The sequence below is a fragment of the Paenibacillus mendelii genome (assembly GCF_024498075.1).
GTDB classification, from domain to species: domain Bacteria; phylum Bacillota; class Bacilli; order Paenibacillales; family Paenibacillaceae; genus Paenibacillus_Z; species Paenibacillus_Z mendelii.
This window is the reverse complement of sequence record NZ_JANHOF010000001.1, coordinates 1,339,211-1,355,570: the sequence shown is the minus strand read 5'-3', so window position 1 is coordinate 1,355,570 and position 16,360 is coordinate 1,339,211. Positions and strand designations below refer to the sequence as shown.

19 protein-coding genes are annotated in these 16,360 nt (G+C 50.8%); 15 read left to right on the top strand and 4 right to left on the bottom strand.

The window, feature by feature from the left end; genetic code table 11:
- Window positions 1–139: 139 nt before the first annotated feature.
- The 6 genes from NNL21_RS06230 to thiI all read left to right on the top strand — a co-directional run bounded on the left by NNL21_RS06230 (window position 140) and on the right by thiI (window position 4,694).
- On the top strand, window positions 140–640 hold the full coding sequence (locus NNL21_RS06230) for a YpuI family protein (RefSeq protein WP_204816535.1): 501 nt from the start codon (window positions 140–142) through the stop codon (window positions 638–640).
- Window positions 641–693: 53 nt separating this feature from the next.
- On the top strand, window positions 694–906 hold the full coding sequence (locus tag NNL21_RS06225; RefSeq protein WP_204816534.1) for a DUF1540 domain-containing protein: 213 nt from the start codon (window positions 694–696) through the stop codon (window positions 904–906).
- Window positions 907–911: 5 nt separating this feature from the next.
- On the top strand, window positions 912–1,289 hold the full coding sequence (locus NNL21_RS06220) for a DUF4190 domain-containing protein (RefSeq protein ID WP_204816533.1): 378 nt from the start codon (window positions 912–914) through the stop codon (window positions 1,287–1,289).
- A gap of 166 nt (window positions 1,290–1,455) precedes the next feature.
- Complete coding sequence (locus NNL21_RS06215; protein WP_309145306.1) at window positions 1,456–2,163, top strand: lytic transglycosylase domain-containing protein; 708 nt, start codon at window positions 1,456–1,458, stop codon at window positions 2,161–2,163.
- Between the two features lie 130 nt (window positions 2,164–2,293).
- Window positions 2,294–3,469, top strand: a complete 1,176-nt coding sequence (locus tag NNL21_RS06210; RefSeq protein WP_305880631.1) for a cysteine desulfurase family protein — start codon at window positions 2,294–2,296, stop codon at window positions 3,467–3,469.
- A 4-nt stretch (window positions 3,470–3,473) separates the two neighbouring features.
- On the top strand, window positions 3,474–4,694 hold the full coding sequence (thiI, locus tag NNL21_RS06205; RefSeq protein WP_204816532.1) for a tRNA uracil 4-sulfurtransferase ThiI: 1,221 nt from the start codon (window positions 3,474–3,476) through the stop codon (window positions 4,692–4,694).
- A 52-nt stretch (window positions 4,695–4,746) separates the two neighbouring features.
- On the opposite strand, the gene NNL21_RS06200 is transcribed toward thiI, so the two are convergent.
- Window positions 4,747–5,448, bottom strand: coding sequence for a TerC family protein (locus NNL21_RS06200; RefSeq protein WP_204816531.1), 702 nt, complete (start codon window positions 5,446–5,448; stop codon window positions 4,747–4,749).
- A gap of 153 nt (window positions 5,449–5,601) precedes the next feature.
- Here NNL21_RS06200 and NNL21_RS06195 point away from each other — a divergent pair, with 153 nt between their 5' ends.
- The 7 genes from NNL21_RS06195 (at window position 5,602) to NNL21_RS06165 (ending at window position 11,163) form a co-directional block, all read left to right on the top strand.
- Complete coding sequence (locus NNL21_RS06195) at window positions 5,602–6,261, top strand: TerC family protein (protein WP_204816530.1); 660 nt, start codon at window positions 5,602–5,604, stop codon at window positions 6,259–6,261.
- Between the two features lie 110 nt (window positions 6,262–6,371).
- Window positions 6,372–6,854 carry a hypothetical protein gene (locus NNL21_RS06190; RefSeq protein WP_204816529.1) on the top strand — a complete coding sequence of 161 codons (483 nt, stop codon included), beginning with the start codon at window positions 6,372–6,374 and terminating at the stop codon, window positions 6,852–6,854.
- Window positions 6,855–6,914: 60 nt separating this feature from the next.
- Window positions 6,915–8,756, top strand: a complete 1,842-nt coding sequence (gene typA / locus NNL21_RS06185; RefSeq protein WP_204816528.1) for a translational GTPase TypA — start codon at window positions 6,915–6,917, stop codon at window positions 8,754–8,756.
- Between the two features lie 113 nt (window positions 8,757–8,869).
- On the top strand, window positions 8,870–9,178 hold the full coding sequence (locus tag NNL21_RS06180; RefSeq protein WP_204816527.1) for a YlaH-like family protein: 309 nt from the start codon (window positions 8,870–8,872) through the stop codon (window positions 9,176–9,178).
- 115 nt (window positions 9,179–9,293) lie between these two features.
- Window positions 9,294–9,566: a hypothetical protein gene (locus tag NNL21_RS06175; RefSeq protein ID WP_204816526.1), complete on the top strand. Its 273-nt coding sequence runs from the start codon at window positions 9,294–9,296 to the stop codon at window positions 9,564–9,566.
- 15 nt (window positions 9,567–9,581) lie between these two features.
- Complete coding sequence (locus NNL21_RS06170) at window positions 9,582–10,631, top strand: LCP family protein (protein ID WP_204816525.1); 1,050 nt, start codon at window positions 9,582–9,584, stop codon at window positions 10,629–10,631.
- A 79-nt stretch (window positions 10,632–10,710) separates the two neighbouring features.
- Window positions 10,711–11,163 carry a pyridoxamine 5'-phosphate oxidase family protein gene (locus tag NNL21_RS06165; protein ID WP_204816524.1) on the top strand — a complete coding sequence of 151 codons (453 nt, stop codon included), beginning with the start codon at window positions 10,711–10,713 and terminating at the stop codon, window positions 11,161–11,163.
- A 56-nt stretch (window positions 11,164–11,219) separates the two neighbouring features.
- On the opposite strand, the gene NNL21_RS06160 is transcribed toward NNL21_RS06165, so the two are convergent.
- The gene (locus NNL21_RS06160) at window positions 11,220–11,741 is read right to left on the bottom strand and encodes a YhcN/YlaJ family sporulation lipoprotein (protein ID WP_204816523.1); all 522 of its coding nucleotides are present in this window, start codon (window positions 11,739–11,741) and stop codon (window positions 11,220–11,222) included.
- A gap of 116 nt (window positions 11,742–11,857) precedes the next feature.
- On the opposite strand from NNL21_RS06160, the gene NNL21_RS06155 reads away from it, so the two are divergent.
- On the top strand, window positions 11,858–13,189 hold the full coding sequence (locus NNL21_RS06155) for a PhoH family protein (protein WP_204816522.1): 1,332 nt from the start codon (window positions 11,858–11,860) through the stop codon (window positions 13,187–13,189).
- 46 nt (window positions 13,190–13,235) lie between these two features.
- Here NNL21_RS06155 and NNL21_RS06150 read toward each other — a convergent pair whose 3' ends face one another.
- On the bottom strand, window positions 13,236–13,727 hold the full coding sequence (locus NNL21_RS06150; protein WP_204816521.1) for a hypothetical protein: 492 nt from the start codon (window positions 13,725–13,727) through the stop codon (window positions 13,236–13,238).
- A gap of 148 nt (window positions 13,728–13,875) precedes the next feature.
- Between NNL21_RS06150 and NNL21_RS06145 the strand changes: the two genes are divergently transcribed.
- On the top strand, window positions 13,876–15,192 hold the full coding sequence (locus NNL21_RS06145; RefSeq protein ID WP_204816520.1) for an ABC transporter substrate-binding protein: 1,317 nt from the start codon (window positions 13,876–13,878) through the stop codon (window positions 15,190–15,192).
- Here the strand turns inward: NNL21_RS06145 and NNL21_RS06140 are convergent.
- Complete coding sequence (locus tag NNL21_RS06140) at window positions 15,187–16,272, bottom strand: coiled-coil domain-containing protein (RefSeq protein ID WP_204816519.1); 1,086 nt, start codon at window positions 16,270–16,272, stop codon at window positions 15,187–15,189. The two genes, NNL21_RS06145 and NNL21_RS06140, sit on opposite strands and share 6 nt — an antisense overlap.
- Between the last annotated feature and the right edge of the window lie 88 nt (window positions 16,273–16,360).

Here is a 16,360-nt window from a genome sequence, read left to right as displayed (position 1 = left end):
TCTCACGCTTAGAATTAGGCCGTCGCCGTGAAAATATACACCTGTTCGACCCAATCTGGAGTATCACTGACAAGCATTTTGTGGTACGATGTTCATGGTTTGAAATTTTTTTGTTTTGTAACGATGAAAGGGGATTTATATGCCATCGACCAACGTGAAAGCGCTCAGTGAATCGACCAAGGACAAACTAAAACAGGGAATTGGCCACTTGGAAGCCTTTCTGAATCAGCATACGCTCCCGATGCTTGCTGTTGATGATCAAAGCCAAGAAACGGAGCTTTTCTATAAAGGGTTGCTGTCCGATCTTCGTCATTTGCTGGCGTTCTCGGAAGTGGCGTACGAGAAGCTGGGCGTGGCGATTAGACGACCTAATTTCGACAATGAATTTGCTGAACGGATCTTGTACGAAGTGTATCATCAATGTGTGAACGCATTTTTCTACCCCAAAAATGAATGCTATTCGGAAGATGGCCGCTATGCATATACAGGTCAGGATGCTATCCGTTTCCGCAGAAAGCCGATCAATTCGGCTCGCGATATCGTGCTAACCGTCTCCAAAGTGTACGAGGAGCTGCGCGATGACCTCGCTTATTACGAGAATGACTACATGACACAGCGCCGCATGCAAGGACAAAAATAAGGCAGGCATAGCACACCCCCGGGTCGGGCAACTTGATACCGGGGGTGATTTTTATGCCAAAGGGCGTAAGCTGCAGTGTAGCCAACTGTTCCTTCTGGGGACAAGGTAATGAATGCCATGCCAATGCGATTCACATCGATATCGACAGTCATGCCAGCAAGAATCTCGATAACGAGTTCGCTTCGGAAAGCTTGGGGGACTCGCACAAGGATACCGCTGCTGATTCTGCCTTCACATGCTGCCATACCTTTAAACCAAAGGAGTAATGAGGATGAGCAAGAAACATGATTCCGAATTGCATGATGAGGCAGAAACCAGGCCGTCTGATCTGGACCGGGAACGTTATAAGGAAGAAGCGGCAGCTGAGTTAGCCGTACCGGTACATCCGGTGAACAGCCGTTCAGACGTTCGCAATGATGCGGATCAGGAAATACGCTCAGCCAGCCGTGCGACAGGATGGGCAGCTCTAATTATTTCAATTATGTCATGGTTTGTCTGGCCCGTTCTGTTAGGGATAACGGGTGCTGTAATTGGCTTTATGGCCTACCGTCAAGGAAGCCGCGGATTAGGCGTCTGGTCGATCACGCTGGGGCTGATTGCCGCAGCAGCATACTTGGTGCTTATTCCACTTTATTACGCAGTGACCTGAAGCAAGTCAATTGAGGAGACCGGCGAATTGTTCGCCGGTTTCTCTTATGTTCGTGCAGCAAACAATGATTAGGACCATTGGCCCACTGGCGATTCTTTCCTAAACCATGTAGAATAAAAGCAAAGTATGTCGATTAAGAACGGATTTCTAACACGTATGGGGGCAAATGATGAGCATCGATCCGCGTATTATGAGTACATTGCTGCAATTACAGTTCATGCCTAGTTTAGAAGGCAGCGGAAGTGGTTCTAATATTCTTTCACCCGACAATCAGGATGGCTCATCCATGTTTGGTTCACTTCTGCAGCAGCTGCTTGCAGGGGGTGACGGGACTCTTATTCCTGCGGCAGATATCATGCCGTTAACCGGTACAACCGGGGCGAGTTCAATGTTCCGCCAGCAAACGGCATGGCCAGTCTTAATGAGCGAGACGGATTTTTCCTATGGAAGCTCTACAGACTATGATGCCTACATAAACGAAGCTGCAGCCCGATATGGCGTAGAGCCTGCACTTATTAAAGCCGTTATCGATACGGAATCTTCGTTTAATCCGAATGCGGTTTCCTCAGCCGGGGCTAAGGGACTTATGCAGCTGATGGATGGCACGGCTCGTGGGCTGGGAGTCAGCAATTCCTTCGACCCGCAGCAGAATATTGAGGGAGGCACCCGATATCTCTCCCATCTGCTGGAGAAGTACGACGGGAACATACAAGCCGCTCTTGCAGCCTATAATGCAGGACCAGGGCGTGTGGATCGTACCGGTATCCGTACGGATGCAGATTTCAACGAACTGATGGGGCAGCTTCCGAAGGAAACACAGCGTTATGTGGGCAAAGTATTGGGCACTCTCGGCAGCTACAGCATGTCTGTATAATCAAGATTGGGCCGATAATAACAACTAAACGAATAGATCACGGGGACGCTCTGCACCGTATGCGGACGGGCTGTATCCGATGATCTTTTTCTGTTGTTCATAATTTGATTTATAAGGGGAGTGGATCAGGTTGTTATATTTTGACCATTGCGCTTCCACGCCGCCCCGTGAAGACGTGATTCGTACCATGATGGAAGTGATGGCTAAGCATTATGCTAACCCGTCATCGCTGCATCAGGGCGGTGTGGAAGCGGGTAAGCTGCTGGAACGATCCCGTGCTGTCGTCGCAGCGGCATTCGGAACCTCACAAGCGGAGTGGACCTTTACCTCCGGCGGGACGGAGAGTAATAATGCCGCGATCATTGGCGCAACAGCACGTTACCGCAATAAGGGAAAACACCTCATAACGACGCAAATCGAACATCCTTCCGTCTACGATACGTTTCGAAGATTGAGCAACGAAGGGTTTCGGGTTACTTATTTACCCGTTAATGAACAGGGGACGGTAGCAGCTCAAGATGTTGCAGCCGCGCTTACCGAAGATACGGTTATGGTTAGCGTGATGCATGTCAATAATGAAGTCGGGTCCATACAGCCGATTGCAGAAATTGGTGCGATGCTAAACAAACACAGAAAAGTATTGTTTCATGTAGACGGCATTCAAAGCGTAGGCAAACTGCCGATTGCTCTTCGTGAATGGGGCATCGATTTATTTAGCGCATCTGCACATAAAGTAGGGGGGCCCCGCGGCGTTGGCTTGCTGTACACACGCCATGGCGTGCAGTTGGAGCCCTTGCTTGCCGGAGGCGGACAGGAGCAAGGCTTGCGGCCGGGAACGGAGAACGTAGCCGCTATCGTCGCATCCGCCAAAGCATTTCGGCTTGCGCTCGAGACTAGAGAAGCTCGCAGCGCGAGGATGTTTGGCTTGCGCCGCCGTTTAGTCCGTTGTATCGGTGAAATTCCGGAGCTTGTTCTGAATGGAGCGGCTGTATCGGATGAAGAGCTCTCTATGACGGCGGTGATGGCTCCGCATATTGTCAATTTCTCCTACCCGGGTATGAAACCCGAAGTGCTTATCCATACGCTGGAAGAGAACGGGATTCTTGCTTCGACGAAATCGGCATGCTCTTCCAAGGAAGATAAACCAAGTCAAGTACTGCTCGCAATGGGGCTTGGTAAAGAACGTGCTTCGAGCGGGATCCGGATCAGCTTTGGCGATGAGCACGGGGAAGCGGATGTAGACTATTTATGCGGCAAGCTCAATGAGGTCGTTGCGAGGCTAAAGCCGTTCGAGAGGAAGGAATAAAGTAATGAAAGTTGATATGATCATGGTACGGTTCGGGGAATACACCATAAAGGGCCGTAATCGCGGCCACTTTGAGAAGCGGATCGTGGAGCAGGTGCGAAGAATGCTGCGTCCCTTCGTTGCCTTGCAAATTACGCGTGCGTTTGGACGTATTTATATTACGCTCAACGGAGAGTCTTACGAGCTCATCTCCGCCAAGCTGAAGCATATATTCGGCATTATGTCGTTCAGTCCGGTCCGCAAATGCGCATCTGAGCTTGAGACGATCCGCGAGACGGCACTTGAAGTGATGGCCGCGCTGCCGAGAAAGCCGTCCACATTCAAGGTTACGATGCGGCGCGTCGATAAATCGTTTCCGCATGATTCACAGGAAATGAATCATCTGGTAGGCGGTCATGTGCTGCGCGCAATGCCGGACTTGAAGGTGAATGTGAAGCAGCCGGAGGTGGAGCTGCGAATTGAGATTCAGCCGGAAGGGACGTACGTATTCAGTGAAGTGGTGCCTGCAGCCGGCGGATTTCCTTACGGTACGAACGGAAAAGCCGTTCTGCTGCTGTCGGGCGGAATCGACAGCCCCGTTGCCGGATACTTAGCGATGCGCAAGGGCTTGGAGCTGGAAGCCATCCATTTTCACAGCTTCCCGTTTACGAGTGAACAGGCCAAACAGAAGGTTATTACGCTAGCGCAAATGCTGGCGGAGATGAATGGAGTGCCGTTCAAGCTGCATATGGTTTCCTTCACCGAGATCCAGACCTCGTTTACGCAATGCAATCAGGATCATTTGATCATTACGCTTATGAGAAGGGCGATGCTGCGAATCGCAGAGCGGCTGGCAGAGCGATCGGGAGCGATAGGCATCGTTACCGGCGACAGCCTGGGTCAAGTGGCGAGCCAGACGCTTCCGAGCATGAACGTCATCGGAAGAACGGTGGAGCTGCCGCTGCTGAGGCCGCTCATTACGACGGACAAGAATGACATCATACGAATGGCAGAGCAGATCGGGACCTATGAGACCTCCATTCTGCCATTCGAGGATTGCTGCACCTTGTTCATTCCGAAATCGCCTAGCACGAATCCAAATTTGAATGTGGTGCGGAAGGTCGAATCCTTCGTTCCAAGACTGGATGAAATGATCGAGGAAGCGATCGCGCAGACGGAAACCCTCGTCATTACGCCTGGCGAGTCTCCAGAAACCGCAAAGGCCGGCAAGGACGATTGGTTCTGAAGCAGCGACCGACTGGTCGGATGATCTCATACAAAATAAAAAGCAGGGGCCCTTAGTGGGTTTCCCTGCTTTTTCCAGCTGCAGTTCTTCTTGCTCTCATCATGTTCGTCCACAGGCCTGCTGCAATAATCAAAATGACGACCAGCATCATGAAGGACCAACGGACCAATTCGCTTTGGTCGAAGAAACTGGCAATTTTCTGTTCATGGGTGATCATTTTCGCTGCTGTATAGGCCAGAACGCCCGAACCCAGGTAGACAATCCATGGAAAGCGGCCGATCAGCTTGATGAATAAGGTGCTGCCCCATACGACGATCGGGATACTAATGATTAGACCCAGGATGACCAGCACGTAATTCCCATGTGCCGCACCGGCCACTGCAATGACGTTATCCAGTCCCATCGCGGCATCTGCGATAATAATCGTCCGGACGGCTGCTCCCAGTGTACTGCCTGCTCTAATGTCCCCATGATCGTCATTGGATGTCAGCAGGTTGTATGCGATCCACAGCAGCAGAATACCGCCGGCAAGAAGCAGCCAAGGGATATCGAGTAAATATACGACGAGGATGGTGGCTACAGCCCGAATCGCAACCGCACCAACTGTCCCCAGTATGACCGCTTTCTTCTGCAGATGCTTCGGCAAATTCCGCGAGGCCATGCCGATAACAATCGCATTATCACCTGCAAGAATTAAGTCGATAAAAACAATCGTAAGAAGAGCGGACAAAAATTCAAGTGAAAAGAAATCCATGCTTGTCCTCTCCTTTCTATAAACAACACAACAAAGTCTACAATAATTACGCGGATAACGGAAGAAGGATTCATATTTTTTTTTAGACACATAACTCGTCCCGCGCCATCATACCGTTTCTTAAGCGGTTGTTTGGTTAGGAGGCGGGATAGTTTGGATAGCTTGGTTACCTTTCTTGAAATTGTGTTTATCAATGTGCTGCTCAGCGGCGATAATGCGGTCGTTATCGCATTAGCCAGCCAACAACTGCCGGAGGAGCAGCGGCGCAAAGCCATTTGGTGGGGCGCGGCGTTGGCGGTTGGACTCCGGTGCTTGCTGACGCTTATCGCCCTGACGCTGCTGCAGGTGCCCTACCTTCAGGCAGCAGGAGCGCTGCTTCTCTTTATAATTGCCATCAAGCTTATAGCCGATGCGGCTGGAGGCGGTCAGCAGTCGCATCATGTCCGCAAGGCAAGGACGCTCGGTCAAGCTGTGCGAACGATCATAGCGGCGGATTTCGTCATGAGTCTGGATAACGTGCTGGCCATCGCCGCGGTTGCTGAAGGTGAACCAGTTCTTATTCTGCTCGGCATTGCGATCAGCATACCGATGATTATTTGGGGGAGCCAGCTGCTCAGCAGGCTGCTTCAGAAATTCCCTCCGCTTGTATATATCGGAGGCGGTCTTCTGGGCTACGCAGCTGGTGAAATGCTGGTGCACGACCCGGGAATAATCAAGCTGCTGATGAACCATTACGCTACATTTAAAGAAGCGGTTCCGATCCTTTCTGTTCCATTTGTAATCGCTATCGCCCTGCTCCGTCTGCGAAGATGAGCGTGCGGCGGTATTTTTTTTTTGTGGAGGACATAAAACTTGCTGGTTTTTTGTCTTTCGTTCCTTTACACTAGTAATGATAAAAAAGTGTCGAGAGAAGGGAATTTTGCATGTCGAAAAATCAATTCGCTATCGGAATCGTTTTTTTGCTTGCCGGAGTGGTTATAATGCTGGGGAGGCTCGGATTGTTTTCGTTCCTTGGAACAAACTTCTGGCCGCTTTTCGTCCTTATACCGGGCATTTTGCTTCATGTGCTGTTTTTTGGCCGGTTGCTGCCAGCGGCGGTTTTGATTCCAGGAGCGATTTTGACGATATACGCCTTGATTTTTTTCTTCTGTATCGCGTTCGGATGGAACAAACTGCAGTACTTATGGCCCTTTTTTATTTTGGGGATCGCTGTCGGTCTGTATGAATATCATTTGTTCGAAATTCCTCATCCGAAGCAGATTCTTACGGCGGCGATCATATTGGCGCTGGTCGCGGTATCGTTTTTTATCATTATGATTTTGTGGGGTTGGGGAGTTTACCTGATTGCAGCGGTATTAATCGCAATCGGGGCATGGCTGGTTACAGGCAGAAAGGTACGTTGGTAAGACAAGGCACCCTAGGTAAACGGAAACAGACTATAAAACAAGTTGGAGTGGATTAGAATCATGCAAGCAAGAGAAAACATACGTAATATCGCAATCATTGCCCACGTTGACCACGGTAAAACGACGCTCGTCGATAAGCTGCTGCAGCAATCAGGCACCTATCGCGATCACGAAGCCGTTCAAGAGCGGGCGATGGACTCAAACGATCTGGAACGCGAACGCGGTATTACGATCTTGGCCAAGAACACCGCAATAACGTACAAGGATTTCCTGATTAATATTGTGGATACGCCAGGCCATGCTGACTTTGGCGGCGAAGTAGAACGGATTATGAAGATGGTTGACGGAGTTCTCCTCGTAGTCGATGCATTCGAAGGCTGCATGCCTCAGACAAAGTTCGTACTTCGCAAAGCGCTTGAGCATCAGCTAACCCCGATTGTCGTAGTAAACAAAATCGATCGTCCGAATGCCCGCCCTTCCGAAGTGATCGACGAAGTGCTCGATTTGTTTATCGAACTCGGCGCTAACGATCAACAGCTTGACTTCCCAGTTGTATACGCATCGGCCCTTATGGGTACCTCCAGCCTTGATCCAGACGTCCAAGCCGACAATATGCAGGACCTATACGAAACCATCGTAAGTCATATCCCATCGCCTACAGAGAGCGTTGACGAGCCGCTGCAGTTCCTTGTGACACTGCTTGACTACAACGAATATCTCGGACGTATCGCAGTCGGTCGCGTTAATCGCGGCAAGATTCGTCAAGGGCAAAGCGTTGCCGTTATAACACGCGAAGGGGCAACGAAGCAAGCGCGGATCGAGAAGCTGTTCGGCTTCCAGGGCCTTAAGCGGATTGAGGTAGAAGAAGCGGGCGGAGGCGATATTGTCGCAATCGCAGGCATTAGAGAGATTAACATCGGAGAAACAATCGCTGATCCGGCGAATCCGGAAGCTTTGCCGGTACTGAAGATCGACGAGCCGACCTTGCAGATGACGTTCCTCGTGAACAACAGCCCGTTCGCCGGCCGCGAAGGCAAGTGGGTGACATCCCGCAAGCTGCGTGAGCGTCTATTCAAGGAATTGGAGACTGACGTTGCCCTTCGCGTAGACGAAACCGACAGCCCGGATGCTTTCATCGTTTCCGGACGCGGAGAGCTTCACCTTAGTATTCTAATCGAGAACATGCGCCGCGAAGGCTTTGAGCTGCAGGTTTCGAAACCGGAAGTTATCGTGAAGGAAGTCGATGGCTCGAAGAAGGAGCCTTATGAGCGGCTGATCATCGATGTGCCGGAAGAGAGCATGGGTTCGGTCATGGAAAGCCTCGGAACGCGCAAAGCGGAGATGGTCAACATGATCAACAACGGGAATGGCCAAGTCCGTCTCGAGTTCATTATCCCGGCTCGCGGCTTGATCGGATACCGGACGCAATTTCTGACGCTAACACGCGGTTATGGCATCATGAACCATGCGTTTGACAGCTATGGACCGCTTGTAGGTTCCTCAGTCGGCGGACGTCATCAAGGCGTTCTTGTTTCTAGTGAGAACGGTACCTCCACATTCTACGGAATGATGTCGGTCGAAGACCGAGGTCTTCTATTCATGGAGCCGGGTACGGAAGTCTACGAGGGAATGATCGTTGGCGAGCATAACCGGGATACGGACATTATCGTCAACATCTGTAAAGAGAAGCAGCTGACGAACATTCGCTCTGCGGGTAAGGATGATACGACACGTCTGAAAACACCGGTGCTTTTCTCTCTTGAGCAAGCACTTGAGTATTTGAACGACGATGAATATTGCGAAATCACACCGAAATCGATTCGTCTTCGCAAGAAAATCTTGAATAAGAGCGAGCGCGAGCGGGCAGAGAAGCATCGCAAAACGGCTCAATTAGGCGTTTAATCGTAACATCAATATTAGGCATCGGGCTGACGTTAGTAGTATAATAACGTTTAACAGCCCGTTTGCTGCATATTGGGCCCGAATATTCACCATGGAAGTGAGGTTGTTGCAACGTGCAGGATTGGCTTTCGGACCATCCCCTAATTGCGTATATCTTAATCTTTTGTTTAGTTTTGTATATTTTTAATGCCGTATTCCGGGTGCAGAGATTGCCCATCTTGAAAGAAATTCTCGTCCATCTCGTGATGGCGATCGGTTCATTCGTTCTCTTCATCCTCCAAATCGATAAGCTGCCCATTATTCAATGCTTGTCGGTAGCGGTGGCGATGATGCTGCTGCTGCGCGGCCGTCAATTGTACGATAAGTGGAAGGGCAGAGGTAAAGATAGCGCAGAAGCCGAGCCAGGAACGCCTTCCAGCTAGAATGCAGGTTTCATTCAACCGAGTCAGTGAAACTTTCTGGGAAGCAAGATCGTCGTATACATGAAAGGGCATGGAACAAGCTGGAGGCAGTTTTCATTGGCGGGGAGGATGGGTCATGCGCTTTGATGACACATTGTTTAATTGGCTGCAGATCCAAGTGGTTGCACAAGCAAGACCGGATGACCAAGCGGCTGCGGACACACGCGATTTCTTTGAGCTGATGCTTACGGAGGATCACAACATTGCCGGCCTGCGGATCGAGAAAACCGATGAAACGATGATTCATGTCAGGTACGAGCAGGAAGGTCGTTCCAAGCTGAAGATGTACCCTCGCGAAGTGGGGGAGCAGCTGCTGGTCGACATCAACTCGAATCCGAAATACAACTGATGAAGGTGGAAATTGATGAGCAGGCAAACTTCTTTGCCGTCCAGATCGGGCTCGCGAGGATCGGGTTCGCCCAAAAAACCGAAAAAGCAGAAGAGGACCGTATACTGGCTGCGCCGATTTATGATGCTGGTGTTGGTCATTCTGATCGGCATCGCGGGTTATCTCGGTTACTTGTACAAGCAATCCAAGGATGCGCTGCAAGCGGCAACGGCCGATGCAGAGCCAGGACTGGTCGTGCCGGCGGACCAATCGGTATCTGTCAAGCCGGTCGGTATCCTTCTGCTTGGCGTCGATTCACGGAAAGAAACCAGCACCTTGAACACGGATGTCATGATGGTAGCTGCGCTCAACCCGAAGACGAAGAAGGTAACAATCGTCTCGATTCCGCGGGATTCGAAGATAGAGCTGGATGGTTATAAAAGCCGCAAAGCAAATGCATATTATGCGAAATTCCGCTATAATGCCATTCATGAGCAGAAATTGGATGTGAAGGCAGCGGAGAAGCAAGCCAAGCAGGATCTTGCGAAAATGCTGGGCAAATACTTCGGCATAAACATCTCTTATACGGCTACGATTAATTTCAAAGGGTTCTCCGATGTTGTCGATGCTCTTGGCGGTGTAGAGGTCGACGTCGATATGGATATGCGTTATGTCGATAAAGCCGATGGTACAGATATTAGTCTGACCAAAGGCCGCCATAAACTGAATGGTGACGAGGCGCTCGATTTTGTGCGATATCGCAAATCAAACGACAATACGAATATGTCCAATGATCTAGACCGCAATAAACGGCAGAGCGAAGTTATCGGAGCGATAACAGATAAGATGAAGTCGTTCTCCGGCGTCACCAAGCTTGCCGGCGTGATCGGTGCGGTTGGCAGCAATATGAGAATGGACATGCCAAGCAGCGAAGTGGAGAATCTGCTCAAAACCTATTTTAGAACTGATCGAAGCGACATCGAATTTGTTCCGCTGGAAGGCTCATGGCGAAGCCCTTATATACGGGTGAGCGACAAAAGCTTACAAGCTGCCAGTGCTGCGCTTCAAGCAAAACTGGCGGATTGACTAGTGGTCGGTCGGCCTAACCTATGCTATAATAGAGGCACCCAAATATCCGCGAGACTAGCGTAAGGAGGCCATGTGGATGCCCGAACACGTCACGGCATTGTCTGAAGATTTGTTCAACCAATTACAAAGCGAACCATTCGTGCTTCTGCATACCGTCGATGCGGACGGCGGCTATCCGACTTCAAGCGCCATATCGTGGGTACATGCGGTAAAGAAGGATTCGATTCGGTTTGCAATCGACGGCCGTTCTCGGCTGGTAGCCAACATGGCTGCCAACCCTGATGTAAGTGTGACATTATTTGCTTCAGGAACCGTGCAGACGGTTTACGGCAAAGTGACGCTGATTGTGGATGCTCTTGAGAATGTGCCATTCAAGTTGACCTGCTATGATATTGAAATTGCAGCGATCCGCGATGCCATGTTCTACGGTGCCCGCTTGTCCGCTTTACCGGCATTTGAGAAAACATACGACAAACGCGCTGCAGACAAGCTGGATGGACAAGTGTTTGCGGCCATGAAGAAAGCCTAGTGTACCTACACTAGGCTTTTTGTGTTCTTAGGGCTGCATGCTTTACAATTTCTTAGTTAACGCGGGTTTGTTCGGCCCGGCTCATCGGGCATCGTATCACGCGGCATCTGAGGAACAATTCGCCCGATGATATCGGCCATCTCATTGGCGAATCCTGTAATAGGATCGCCACGGTTAATATCGCTCCGAATTTCACGAATGCGTTCAGCCAGATCCATATCGGCTGTGACGATCGCGTCTACGCCGTAGGGATCTTTGCGGAATGCTTCGGCTACGGCATATTTGATGGTGCCGACGCGCGAGCGGTCCAGCTTCCCGTCAACATCGATTCCAACAACAGCCGTATTTTGAAATACGACGCAGTTAGCGCCCTTAACGCCAGGGATTTGGCTCGCCAGTGTTTCCAGATGCGATGCCACTTGCTTCGAACTTCGGATTTCTTTGTTGCGCGGTTCGCTTTGCTGCGCACGTACGCGATCATCATTTTGCGGAGAGGGTGATGTCTCGTTGCGGGCGACGGTACCGCATCCTGTCGCTAGCAAGCAAAGGATCATAGCCGACACCAGCCATTTACCCATTATTCCCACCTGACCTTTCCTGTTTCACGTTTCGTCATTTCTATCCTAGTTTGTCTCAGGGCAGGTTTGGCTATGTATGCCGTTCAAACGAAATTCCAACGCCGGGAGGTCTCACGATGAAAAAAATATTCGTGCTCGACACCAATGTGCTTCTTCATGATCCACAAGCGATCTATGCCTTTGATGATAACGAAGTAATCATCCCTGCAGTGGTGTTGGAAGAGATGGACTCGAAGAAGAGGCTGGCCGATGAAATTGGCCGCAACGCGCGCTCTGTATCCCGTCTGCTGGACGGGATGAGGGTGGATGGGCATTTGCATGCCGGAATCACGCTGCGCGGCGGAGGGCTGCTTAAGGTGGAGCTGAATCATCGCAGCTTCGTGCGCGTGCAGGAGATGTTCGGAGAGATGTCCAACGATAACCGAATATTAGCTGTGGCGCTCAATTATTTCCTGGAGGAGCAGAGCAAGGAAGAGCCGCGGCCGGTGGTGATCGTCAGTAAGGATGTGCTTGTCCGTATCAAGGCGGATGTGCTCGGCATCATGGCAGAAGATTATTTATCTGACCGCGTCGTGAGACCATCGGAAGTTTATGCAGGCTATATGACCATATTCGTTCACCCCTCGGTGATCGATGAATTTTATACGTATCGTTTCTTGACGATCAAGACACTGCAGCTGCATACCAAGCTGCATCCGAATGAATTCGTCATCCTGAGGGATGAGATGGGGACGTCGAAATCCGCCCTTCTGAAAGTCAGTCAGGACGGGGTGAGGCTGGAGCCGTTGTACTTAAGCAACGAGCCCGTATGGGGGATCACGGCCCGGAACGCGCAGCAGCGCATGGCGCTAGAGCTGCTTCTGAATGACGACATTCCACTCGTGACTTTGACGGGAAAAGCGGGAACAGGCAAGACGCTGCTTGCGCTGGCAGCGGGGCTGTCCAAGGTCGAAGATGAGCATAAATATAAAAAGCTGCTTATAGCGCGTCCGGTCGTGCCAATGGGTAAAGATATCGGCTATTTGCCGGGGGAAAAAGAGGAAAAGCTCCGCCCATGGATGCAGCCGATCTATGATAATTTGGAATATTTATTCGATACGAAAAAATCAGGTGATATCGATAAAATATTGATGGGCCTCGGAAGCATCCAGGTCGAAGCGTTAACCTATATCCGCGGCCGCTCCATTCCGGGGCAATTTATTATTATTGACGAGGCGCAGAATTTAAGCAGGCATGAAGTGAAAACCATCGTATCGCGGGTCGGGGAGGGCAGCAAGATCGTGCTCATGGGCGATCCGGAGCAAATCGATCATCCGTATCTGGATGCCGTCAGCAATGGTCTGACCCATATTGTGGAACGGTTCAAGCAGGAGAGCAGCAGCGGTCATATGACGCTGGAGAAGGGAGAGCGCTCGAAGCTGGCACAGTTGGCGGCGGATCTATTATAAGCGGGCAGATATGCTGCAGCGCTAATGGTTAAGAGAGAGCTCGACGTCAGATGATCCGGTTGCAGCTGCAATGATAAGCCCGTGCAATTCCTTCTAATAATTCTTCCTGCTGGCGGTCGATGGCAAATAGCTGTCGGCCGTCTTCGCGTCGAGCGGCGATTGCATGCTCCGCAGCCTGCAGCACCGCAAGCTCCAGCTCGGAGGTGTCATCAACGACGGCTAGCTGAACAACCATGCACAGTGACATATCGATATAGGAATGCCCAGCAGGAGTAATGACGCCGTAATCCGTCATGATCCTATGGTCGGCTTCCCAGGAATCTTCCAGGGCTAGCCAGCTGCCTTGCTCGCATGGGATATTGTGGGGGTGAATTATGGCTTCTACCGCATGAACATCCGCTTGGCTCGATAGGAAGAGAAGCGTATGATCGCAGTCCAGCAGAGGAACCGTTGAGGCGATTTCTTGAATAAGGAGTTCTAAATCTGTGTAATGATCATTGGGCGGCAGATGAAGCTCAACGCTGAATAAAGGGCGCAAATGAGATCCTCCTCCTCACGTGTCGGGTCTTAACATCCATTATGCTGGGTTTACAGCAGATTAAGCAAGGATTGGGATTTCACAGGCGACAACGGTCCGCATTCTTGTTACAATGGAACTTAGGACAAAAGTTGGAGGGGTAAGTAAAATGTCACGCAGGAAATATGTCATACTGCTGCTTGGCGTGTTTACGGTTTGCATGGCGCTGACGCTCCCGAAGCTGGTCAAGCCAGGAACGACCGTTCCGTCGTTCGGAGGACAGCCGAGGTCGCAGCAGACTCCCGAAATTATCAATGGACAAGATACCACTACGACGATACATGTTGCGCTCTCGATGAGCGATGCGGAATTTATATATTGGAGCAAATTGAATGATGAATTCAACGCGAGGCATCCTGAAATTCATGTTGAGCTGATGAACTATCCGCAGGCTGAGGCTTATCCGGAGTGGATCAGGCAGTCGCAGGTCGGGTCGCCGATCGATATTATACTCATGGATAATACAATGATCCGTGAGTTCGCCGTGACGGGCTATTTATCTCCTGTTGATGACCTCTATGCGGGCGACACCCTTGCAGATCAATTGGAAGCGCTAACAGATTCGTTGAAATGGAACGGGTCTCTATGGGGTGTGCCGGTTGATAGCGACCCCCTTTTCGTTGTCTGGCAGGATGAGCTGCTGAGGAAAGCAGGATTGGACAAGCCTCCCGTCAGCTGGACCACACTGCTAACAGTTATCGAAACTCTGAAGTCGAATAATCCGGCGCTGCAGCTGATTGATTTGAATCCAATGGATGGAAGGCATTGGACGGCTTGGCTGGGGGTGTTTGGCGGGAATGCGAAAGATGCCTCCAATATGACCGTATTAAGTGATCAGGCGCAGCAGCAGCTTCGCTTTCTTGCCGAGCAGGACGTGAAGCTCTCCGTCCAACATACAGCAGGGGAATTAAATTCATGGGTGGAACGATTGAAGAAGCAGGAGCTGCTGTCTGCGGTGTTCTCCTGGTCGTTCTACAATGGACTTCCCGATACGGCCCGTAAGCAGCTCGCGATTGCGGACAGTGCGAGCTCGCTGGCATGGAGCGGGGGAAGAAGCTTCGTTCTAACCGCACAATCCAAGGAGCAGGAAGCAGCGAAGGAATGGATGAGCGCGATGACGCTCCCCGACATGCAGTCGGCCAGATATACGGAGCTTGGGAAGCTTCCTGCCCGCAAATCCGTTTATCAAAGCGGATTTGAATGGGAGTATTCCGCTAGTAGACCACCGAATTGGCTGCTCGATGTGCTGGATCAGCCGTTGTTTACACCGGATCCGGACTGGTCGGCCAGATGGAATCGCTGGTCTGATTTATGGAAGGGACTTGAGGCATCGAAGCCGCTTGGCCTCAAGGAGATTGACAATCTGATCCGCGCGTGGAACGGGGCACAAAAAAGCGGCGCTAAAGGCGCCGCTGGCAATTTATAAACTGACCGAAAGCTTGACCGTTAATTGACCGTCTTTGACCGAGACGGAGTTGGCTTTCAGAAACGATACGATCTTCTGGGGATAAAAGCCGAGATCAAATTCTTCTTCAAGCGATCGTCTCGTTGTGTCAGGCAGAGCCAATCCATTAAATTTGAGCTCATCGACATGGAAGAGGATGCCGTTGTTGGGATTATTTTCGATGGTATAATGACCGGTGATGGCAACTTCCAGTCCATCTCGTTTGCCGGAGACGGATACCGCATCGTCTTCGAATACGAATTCGAAGTTGTTGAACATCTCGTTCTGCTCCCGAAGGAATTCATTAAGTTTCTCCTCCGGAATGGTAAGCGTGTAGTTAAGACCGTCGATGCTCAGCATATCTTTATTATTCTGAACCCAATCCGGCATGTCTTTCATCGCCTGGGCAAGTGCCTTGAAATACCGCTTCACCTCGTAGAAGCCAACGTTGCTCCAGAAGTCGGTCATTTCCTGAATCATGAGCCGAAGCCGCTCCTCATCGGAACGTCCGTTTATTCGGTCATCCACATCCTGCTGAAGGGCGAGCACACGGTCGCGCTGCTCCTTTAGCCGATTCTCGATCTGGGTTAGCTGGGCGGCTTCTTCATCGAGCTTAGCGACTGTTTTTTTGATGCTGCGATATTGTGTGACATATGTATTCAGCAGCTGCTGGTCATTGGCGAAGATGATATCGAAATAATCCAACATGGCCAGCAAGTCGCCTATAGAGTTTGATGAGAGCAGGGCTGTCAGCAGAATGTCCCGCTCGCCCATATAGTAAGCCCTGAGCACGTTGCCGGCATCCTCGCGCTTGGATTGGATGGTGAGCTCCTGCTGCTGCAGCTCGGTGCGGGAGCGATCAAGCTGCTTACCGGCCGTTTTTTTTTGCTCGGCGATGTGGGCGATTTCCTTGTCAAGCTCGACCACAGATAAGCTTTTCTCAAGAATCCGTCTGACTTCTTCGTCTTCTGGCGATTGGGCAAGTACCGGATATACGGACAGCCATACGGCTAATGCGACCAGCGCGGCGGCACCGATCCGGCGACGCATCGTTCCTTTCACATTCGCGCTCCTTTCTGTCAATCTTAGTTCCGTCCGCGTTACCCGGACAATCTATGCAGCACTACTATATGCGCACAATCAGTCTATT

What these genes read in the sequence shown, in the direction of transcription:
- NNL21_RS06215 (WP_309145306.1), top strand. Translation starts at nt 1,456, where the DNA reads ATGATGAGCATCGATCCGCGTATTATGAGTACATTGCTGCAATTACAG.
- NNL21_RS06225 (WP_204816534.1), top strand. Translation starts at nt 694, where the DNA reads ATGCCAAAGGGCGTAAGCTGCAGTGTAGCCAACTGTTCCTTCTGGGGA.
- typA (WP_204816528.1), top strand. Translation starts at nt 6,915, where the DNA reads ATGCAAGCAAGAGAAAACATACGTAATATCGCAATCATTGCCCACGTT.
- NNL21_RS06155 (WP_204816522.1), top strand. Translation starts at nt 11,858, where the DNA reads ATGAAAAAAATATTCGTGCTCGACACCAATGTGCTTCTTCATGATCCA.
- NNL21_RS06190 (WP_204816529.1), top strand. Translation starts at nt 6,372, where the DNA reads ATGTCGAAAAATCAATTCGCTATCGGAATCGTTTTTTTGCTTGCCGGA.
- NNL21_RS06200 (WP_204816531.1), bottom strand. Translation starts at nt 5,448, where the DNA reads ATGGATTTCTTTTCACTTGAATTTTTGTCCGCTCTTCTTACGATTGTT.
- NNL21_RS06220 (WP_204816533.1), top strand. Translation starts at nt 912, where the DNA reads ATGAGCAAGAAACATGATTCCGAATTGCATGATGAGGCAGAAACCAGG.
- NNL21_RS06165 (WP_204816524.1), top strand. Translation starts at nt 10,711, where the DNA reads ATGCCCGAACACGTCACGGCATTGTCTGAAGATTTGTTCAACCAATTA.
- NNL21_RS06175 (WP_204816526.1), top strand. Translation starts at nt 9,294, where the DNA reads ATGCGCTTTGATGACACATTGTTTAATTGGCTGCAGATCCAAGTGGTT.
- NNL21_RS06160 (WP_204816523.1), bottom strand. Translation starts at nt 11,741, where the DNA reads ATGGGTAAATGGCTGGTGTCGGCTATGATCCTTTGCTTGCTAGCGACA.
- NNL21_RS06145 (WP_204816520.1), top strand. Translation starts at nt 13,876, where the DNA reads ATGTCACGCAGGAAATATGTCATACTGCTGCTTGGCGTGTTTACGGTT.
- NNL21_RS06170 (WP_204816525.1), top strand. Translation starts at nt 9,582, where the DNA reads ATGAGCAGGCAAACTTCTTTGCCGTCCAGATCGGGCTCGCGAGGATCG.
- thiI (WP_204816532.1), top strand. Translation starts at nt 3,474, where the DNA reads ATGAAAGTTGATATGATCATGGTACGGTTCGGGGAATACACCATAAAG.
- NNL21_RS06230 (WP_204816535.1), top strand. Translation starts at nt 140, where the DNA reads ATGCCATCGACCAACGTGAAAGCGCTCAGTGAATCGACCAAGGACAAA.